Genomic DNA, 7586 nt, shown 5'->3' with positions numbered 1-7586 from the left:
TTCCATTGCCGGGTGGGCGGTTAACATCCCCTCCAGCGACGTGCCACCGCACTTGGGCACATGCACAAAAAGTAACGAAGCCCCGTTCAACCGATATACCGGCATCTCAAAGCTGCCCCAGTGAATTTGCGACATCCCTCAGCGGCTTGGACCGATCCGGCGACAAGCCAGCTCTGGACACCATCCCGATGTCAGCCAGCATTAGGTCTTTATGGGATGAAAAACGAGTGTGGCTGCTCAATTCTGGCCGATGGCCAAGCCACTCAGAGCCGATCTGGCAATTGGGGCTCTCCTCAGATAGTTGGGGCATGCTTTTCAGTATCTACTCACTTGCTTGGGCCACTAAATCCAGTCGTTTGACATGGAAATAAACACTATTAAGCCAATGGCGGCAATGCAATATTTTTGTGATTAGTAGTAACAATATTTGATTGCAACTGAGGTGGGGCACCAAGTCGGCCTCGGGCTGGGGATGGGGGCAAGGCCGCGCGGCCACAGGGGTTAGGCCTTGCCTGCTAAGAGCACCATTACTGCGGGAATTTCATTGCCCACCACTCCGTAACTTGGCGCTGCGATCCAGTAAATGACGGGATCATTGAGACCAGCGGCTCGGGCCTGATCAAGCAAATCCCAAGCTGGTATTTGATACACAAGGCTGCCCTGCTCAGGAGCCACGGGGTTGCCATGGAATTCAGCCTTAGTAAGCAACTCAGCTTCAGCGGCTACACCGGGAATAGCCCCAGGGCGATGCCGGGCCTTGACGATCGTCTCGTAGCAGCCGTAGGCGAAGGGAAAAGTAGAAACCAAATACCCGTCTGGCCGCAACACCCGCGCAATTTCTGCCAAGGCAGCGGGAAGGTCGTATAGATGCTCAAACAACTCATTGCAGACCACCACATCAAAAGCAGCAGGGCCAAATGTGAGCTGGCAGAGGTCTTGGTGGGGAATATTTGAGCGCAAAGGGTCGGCCGAATCAGGCAGGTATTCGCTACCGACCAGCTGGGGAAACTGCTGACGCAGGCGTTCAGCAAAGTGGGTGACAAACTCCGGGCAGTAAATTTGCAGATCTGCGGTAGCGGGCACAAGGGCGGCATCAACTAGCTGCTGCAGCACAAGCAGCATGGCGCGATGGCGGGCCAGGCAGCCATCCACTTCAAAGGTTTCGCGGTAGTTGCTGCCGGAGACACGCAGGGCTGCTGGAGCCACTGGTTGCCGGCTAACTGGATCCTGGATGCCGTGCAGAGCCATCAGGCGCAGGGCCTGCTGCACCTGCTGCGGCCACTGCTTATGGGTGGCTTGTATAAAGGACTGGAAACTGGGGAAATCGCTGAACTTGAACTGCTCGAAATGGGGCGCTTGTGCCGCTAAGGCCGCTGGCACTGGCGTTAGGGCAGCCGACACTGGATTTAGGCGGGGATGAGTCTTAACGTATCGCCTATCAGTGATTCCGTAAGCGAAACCATCACCGATTCACCCCACACAGCACTGCAAACCGGCGTTATGCCTGAAAGGGAGGCGGAGATCACCCAGCTGCAAAGCCAGCTGGAGGAGTCTCGAGACGAAGCGGAACTGAACCTGCTGATGCTCCAACAGGTGCAGGAAGAGCTGGAGTTTTATTTTCTGGCCCATCAGCAGCAAGAACAGCTACTGATGGGGTATCGGCAGGAACAAACCCGAGCGGAAGCCTTAATTCAGGCCTTGCTAGAGCGGCTGGATCAGGCCAGGGCGTAGCGAGCCTCGTAGTCACTGAGACGGCGCGACCAGGCCTCAAGCGCAGCTGCTGCACCATCAAGGCCGGGATCCTCGATGGCAACTGTCTCCGGCAGGGGATGGCCGAGGGCTTGGAGGCGGCGGCTGGCACGGTTGAGCAGCAGGGTGAACGCTTCGAGCTCTGCGGGGGCGGCAGCAGGCCCTGGGGCTTGGGATGGGGCAGGCGTCTGGTCCAACTGCTCCTGCAGGCTGCGCAGGGGCTGCCACTGGGAATCCTCAGCGAGGAGCCGCTGCAGCAGCTGGCGGGCAGCGTCAGCGTCGCCACGGTTGGCAAGGCTGCGCACCTGGAGCACGCCCGGACCGCGGCGTGCTTCGCGGCGGCGCTGCTCGAAGATATCAACTAGGTCAGTTTCACCCTGAGCCTGGCCAGCGCTGATCGCCTCACCCCAAGCATCGAGGCCAGCGGACACCTGGCCGCTAGCCACGGCATGGCGAGCAACAACATCATGAAACCAAGGGTTCAGTAAGGCCTCAGCCGGAGGGTCGATCAACCAGCGCCCACTGGTTTCGAGCTCACCGCGGCCAAGGGCTAGATCGGCGGCGCGGATGCGTGCCAGCCCCCAGCCAGGCCTGATCTCTGCCAGCAGCTGCCAGTAGCGGCAGCTGGCCGCTGGCTCGGCGGCGATCTCGGCATCACCCACCAGCTGGGCAAGCTCGGACTCGAGCGGCGGATCTAGGGGAGCGGCACTGGGCAGGGCAGTAATGCGCCCCAGGATCAAAAGCGGATCGCGCCCCTCCGGCTCCAGGGCCAGGCGCCAATCGGCAAGCAACCGGAGCCGCAACTGCTGCCACAGGGCCTGGGCAGCGGGATTGCGCATGCTGCGCCAGCGTTCTGCCAGCTCTAGGGCTTGCTGGCGCTGGGGGCTGGGAGTTTGGGAGTCTGGTGCGGGCCATAGGCCCCAAACATCGGGCACCAGCGCCAAGGAGAGATCAAGCTGATCGGCCTCTAGGTAGGCCAGGTCTGCTTGGCGCAGGTCGCCGGCCAGCAGCCAGGCACAGGCCAGCTGCAAGGCAGCCACTGTCGACCAATCGCCAGTGGCACGGCAAGCCTGAGCCTGCTCCTCGAGTTCACGGCAGCGGCCGTAGCGGCCAAGCTCGAGCAGATCGACCATGGCTAAGGAGGTACCAACACCCATTCAAAAGGCAGTATGGACTTGAAAACCCGCCTAAGCCAAGGGTGCAGCACCGGTTGGTGATTGTGGATCCGGCCCATGCCAGCTCGGTGGGCCACCACGATGAAGTGAACCGGCAGCTGCTGGAGGCCCTAATCAAGGCCGGCTGGCAGGCGGAGCTGTGGGCCGATGTGGCCCTGGAGGCGGAAAGCAATTCACCGCAGCCCCTGCTTGGCGTGTTTAGTGGTTGCGGCTACGAAGACCCGCGCCACTGGAGCGAGCTAGGCGGCATGGTGAACCTGGCGCGGCGGCTGGAGGTCCAGCTGCAGCAGGCCAGTAGCGCAGAGCAGCCGGTGGCCGTTTGGATTGGCCATAGCTTGCTGCCCTTTCAACTGCTGGGGCTGGCGCGGCACCTGGCAACGGCGCCAGCGGCCCGGGTGCTGCTGAGCTTGATGTTTGCGCCGCAGGAATCCTTCAGCTACGCCAGCAACGAAGATCAGGCCACGGCCAACTGCCGCGTGGCGCTAGCCGCGCTGGCACGGGCAACAGCCAAGCAAGGGCATGAGCTGCAGCTGGCCTTCCCCAGCCGCCAGCAGGAAACCCTCTACGCGCCCCTGCTGGCTGCTACGGGGCTGAAAAGCGGCGGTATCCACCCTGCGGTGGTGGGAGCGGGCTGCCAGCCGCAGCCGCCGGCGCCAGGAGCAGGGCCCCAGGTGCTGCTGCATTGGGGTGATCTCAAGGCAGGCAAGGGAAGGGAAGCGGCGCTAGCGCTACTGCAAACAGTGCTTGAGCAGGGGCTACCGGCCAGCCTGAGCGGCTGGGGCTGGCTGTTTCACAGCCATAGCAAAACAGGGCTCAGCGGCAGCGAACGCCAATTGCTGGAGCGAGCAGAGGCGGCGGGGCTGGCTCTGGAGTGGCTGCAGGGGCCGATCACAAGCCAGGAGCTGGTGAATCGGCTGGCTTGCTGCCCCGTGGCCCTACTGTCCTACGACCCGGTGCGCTATGGCCGGCGTAGCAGCGGCATGCTGTGGCATTGGGCGGCCAGCCGCATGGCGGTGGAGCGGGCAGCGGTGGGCGTGGGCTACGCCACGGGCTGGCTGGCGGCAGAGGCCCAGGAGCTGGGGCTGCCCTGGCTCAGCCCTAGCGGAAACGATGGCGGGGCCTGGCTGGCAGCAGTGGCGCTAGCCGCAGAGCAGCTCGAGGCCAGCACAAAGGCAAACACAAAGGCAAACAGCTATGCAGCAGCACTGCTGACAAGCAGCTTTGGGCAATGGTGCAGCGAGTGCCTGGCCCGTTCCTGAGCGCAGAGCCGCCATTAGGTGTCGGCTGCTACATGTAGAGGGGCAGGAGCGGAACTAAAACTTGCTCATAAGGAGGGTTGTATGCCTGTTGCCCTAATCACCGGCATCACCGGCCAAGACGGCAGCTACCTGGCGGAGCTCCTGCTGGAAAAGGGCTATACGGTGCACGGGATCAAGCGTCGCGCCTCTTCCTTTAACACCAGCCGCATTGATCATCTGTATCAAGATCCCCACGAGAGTGATCCGCGGCTGAACCTCCACTACGGCGATCTCACCGACAGTACCAACCTGATCCGGATCATCCAGCAGGTGCAGCCCGATGAGATCTACAACCTCGGTGCCCAGAGCCATGTGGCTGTGAGTTTTGAGGCGCCGGAATACACCGCCAACAGCGATGCCCTCGGCACCCTGCGCATCCTCGAGGCGGTGCGCATGCTGGGGCTGACGGCCAAAACCCGCATCTACCAGGCCAGCACCAGCGAGCTCTACGGCCTGGTGCAGGAGATCCCCCAGAAGGAAACCACGCCCTTCTACCCGCGCAGCCCCTACGGAGTGGCCAAGCTCTACGCCTACTGGATCACGGTGAACTACCGCGAGGCCTACGGCATGTATGCCTGCAACGGGATTCTGTTCAACCACGAATCCCCGCGGCGCGGTGAAACGTTTGTGACGCGCAAGATCACCCGCGGCTTGGCGCGCATCAACGAAGGCCTGGAGGATTGCCTCTACATGGGCAACCTCGATTCGCTGCGCGACTGGGGCCATGCCCGCGACTACGTGGAGATGCAGTGGCGGATGCTGCAGCAACCCGGCACCCCGGAAGACTTCGTGATCGCCACCGGCCGCCAGGAATCGGTGCGGCGTTTCATCGAGCTCACCGCCCTGGAGCTGGGCTGGGGAGCCCTGGAATGGGAGGGCACCGGTGTGCAGGAAACCGGCCGCCGCAGCAGCGGCGAGCTGGTGGTGCGGATCGACCCGCGCTACTTCCGCCCGGCTGAGGTGGAAACGCTGCTCGGCGATCCCAGCAAGGCCCACGACAAGCTGGGCTGGACGCCTACCACCACGCTCGAGGAACTGGTGGCCGAGATGGTGGCGGCCGACCGCGAGGAAGCGCGCAAGGAAGCGATCCTGCGGCTGAAGGGCTTCAACGTGGTGGGCTCGATGGAAAACCCACCCACCAATCCCCAGGCGGTAGCGCAGGCGCACGGGGGCAAGGGCTGATGGCGGAATTGATCACAGCAGACGACCGCATTTTTGTGGCCGGCCACCGCGGCATGGCGGGCAGCGCCATCTGCCGGGCGCTGCAGCGCTCGGGCTACAGCAACCTGCTCACGGCCAGCCGCGCCGAGCTGAATCTGGAAGACGGCCCGGCCGTGCAGCGCTGGTTTGCTCAGCACCAGCCCACGGTTGTTGTGCTGGCAGCCGCCAAGGTGGGCGGCATTCAGGCCAACAACACCTATCCCGCTGATTTCCTTCTGGATAACCTCAAGATCCAGACCAACGTGATCGAAACGGCCTGGCGCTCTGGGGTGAGACGCCTGCTGTTTTTGGGCAGCAGCTGCATCTATCCGAAGTTCGCCGAGCAGCCGATCAAGGAGGAGGCGCTGCTCACGGGCCCCTTGGAACCCACCAACGAGTGGTACGCGATCGCCAAGATCACCGGCATCAAGCTGTGTGAGGCGCTGCGCCGGCAGCACGGCTTTGATGCCATCAGCCTGATGCCCACCAATCTGTATGGCCCGGGCGACAACTACCACCCCACCAACAGCCATGTGCTGCCGGCCCTGATCCGGCGCTTCCATGAAGCAGCGCAAGCAAACGCCCAGAGGGTTACCTGCTGGGGCACAGGCACACCGCTGCGAGAGTTCCTGCATGTGGATGATCTCGGCGAAGCCTGTGTGTTTGCGCTGGAGCACTGGCAGCCGGGGCCAGACGAGCAACAGTTCCTCAATGTGGGCACCGGGGTGGATCTCACAATCCGTGAGCTGGCGGAAGCGGTGGCGGCCGCCACCGGCTTCCAAGGCGAGATCCACTGGGATACCAGCAAGCCCGATGGCACTCCGAAGAAACAGCTCGATGTGGGCCGGCTGGCGGCGCTGGGTTGGCGGGCGCGCATCCCCCTCGCAGCGGGATTGGTGAGCACGGTGGCGGATTTTGCGGCCCAAGGGAGCGAGAGGCTTTAAAGCGATGGACATCGTCGTCTACAGCCAGTACTACCGCACCCGGACCCCCGAGCGGCAGCTGGAGATTGATGAATGCCTGCGGCGCAACCTGAACCACCCCGGCATCAGCCGCATGGTGCTGTTTTGCGAGAGCGATGCACCGCCTGTTCCTGAGGGCACGGTGCCGGTGGAGGTGGTGAGCAGCGATGAGCGGATCACCTACGCCGAATGGTTCCGCTGGGTGAAACGCCAGGGCTCGGGCATCGGCCTGCTTCTCAACGCCGACATCTATTTGGATGAGGGCCTCGAGCAGCTGGGCCGCACCTTTGCTCGGCCGGATGTGTTCCTGGCATTGACGCGCTACAACCACGGCAAGGCTGGTTTGCATCTCAACGACTATCCCCACTGGACCCAGGTCGTGTGGGGCGTGCGGGCCGATGCGGAACTGGCCGAGAGCCTGCTGTATGCCAGCAGCTTCCTGCTGGGCTTCCCCGGTTGCGACAACCGCATTGCCTACGTGCTCTGGAGGCATGGATTTCATGTGCGCAACCCCGTGCCCAGCGTGCATCTGCAGGCGAGCACGGCCCGCGGCTACGACAAAACCAGCGATCGTCTCTACGGCGGCGTGTGCTATGTGGACCCTATTCTAGCGCCGAATGATGAAGCCGAGCTGGAGTTAACCCTATGTACGCGCTCACTGCAGCGGCCGGCGGGGCTGCTCATCAACCAGCAGGCGATTGAGCAGGGGTTGCACCAGCTGCGCCATGGCGATGCCGAGGGGGCCCAGCGGTTCCTGGATCTGCAGAAGCCATTGCAGAGAATTACCATCCAAGCTCATCCAAAACAAAAGACTGCACTCGCTCGAAGCAAACATATGCAAACCCCTTTAGATTCAAATAATTCGAAAATCAATTTCAGTGCCTGGGCATGGGAGCCGCTGCAGACCGCACGAAAGTATAAACAAAGAAAAGCTAACCTACCAATCAGAAAGACCGTTTTCGCGACGAAAAAAGAAGCAGTCGATGAAGAGCTGTCAGTCAATAAATTCAAATAATAGGCTCATCCCCAGCGCCTAAAGATCACCTCGAATTAATTTAACTACTTCATTCATTCTCAAAAGGGACTGTCTCAGTGAAATTGTCTAGCCCCAATAGAGAGCCAGGAGGGCCGCTTGGCTCAGAACCAGGAACTGCTGGTGCTGTTTGCCGTGGCCTGGGCGGTGGGGCTGGCGGCCCTGGCCG

General features: G+C 62.1%; 7 protein-coding genes. 5 read left to right on the top strand and 2 right to left on the bottom strand.

Annotation, left to right across the window (positions count from 1 at the left end):
* Positions 1–501: 501 nt before the first annotated feature.
* Positions 502–1401 carry a class I SAM-dependent methyltransferase gene (locus AC01FP_RS15050; RefSeq protein ID WP_474481456.1) on the bottom strand — a complete coding sequence of 300 codons (900 nt, stop codon included), beginning with the start codon at positions 1399–1401 and terminating at the stop codon, positions 502–504.
* A gap of 15 nt (positions 1402–1416) precedes the next feature.
* On the opposite strand from AC01FP_RS15050, the gene AC01FP_RS15045 reads away from it, so the two are divergent.
* Positions 1417–1731 (top strand): hypothetical protein, encoded by a 315-nt coding sequence (locus tag AC01FP_RS15045; RefSeq protein ID WP_474481454.1) that lies wholly within the window; start codon positions 1417–1419, stop codon positions 1729–1731.
* Here the strand turns inward: AC01FP_RS15045 and AC01FP_RS15040 are convergent.
* A complete protein-coding gene (locus AC01FP_RS15040) occupies positions 1716–2882 on the bottom strand; it encodes a hypothetical protein (RefSeq protein WP_474481452.1) in 1167 nt (388 codons plus the stop codon). The genes AC01FP_RS15045 and AC01FP_RS15040 overlap by 16 nt on opposite strands.
* Before the next feature lie 65 nt (positions 2883–2947).
* Here AC01FP_RS15040 and AC01FP_RS15035 point away from each other — a divergent pair, with 65 nt between their 5' ends.
* The 4 genes from AC01FP_RS15035 (at position 2948) to AC01FP_RS15020 (ending at position 7399) form a co-directional block, all read left to right on the top strand.
* Positions 2948–4183, top strand: a complete 1236-nt coding sequence (locus tag AC01FP_RS15035) for a hypothetical protein (protein ID WP_474481450.1) — start codon at positions 2948–2950, stop codon at positions 4181–4183.
* 81 nt (positions 4184–4264) lie between these two features.
* Complete coding sequence (gene gmd, locus AC01FP_RS15030; protein ID WP_474481448.1) at positions 4265–5404, top strand: GDP-mannose 4,6-dehydratase; 1140 nt, start codon at positions 4265–4267, stop codon at positions 5402–5404.
* Positions 5404–6366, top strand: coding sequence for a GDP-L-fucose synthase family protein (locus AC01FP_RS15025; RefSeq protein ID WP_474481446.1), 963 nt, complete (start codon positions 5404–5406; stop codon positions 6364–6366). Before gmd ends, AC01FP_RS15025 begins: the two co-directional genes overlap by 1 nt.
* Positions 6367–6370: 4 nt before the next feature.
* Positions 6371–7399: a hypothetical protein gene (locus AC01FP_RS15020; protein WP_474481444.1), complete on the top strand. Its 1029-nt coding sequence runs from the start codon at positions 6371–6373 to the stop codon at positions 7397–7399.
* Positions 7400–7586: the final 187 nt, after the last annotated feature.

This window comes from Cyanobium sp. NIVA-CYA 375 (assembly GCF_056108345.1).
Note: the sequence above shows the minus strand (reverse complement) of the source record. Positions and strands in the feature narration are given on the sequence as shown.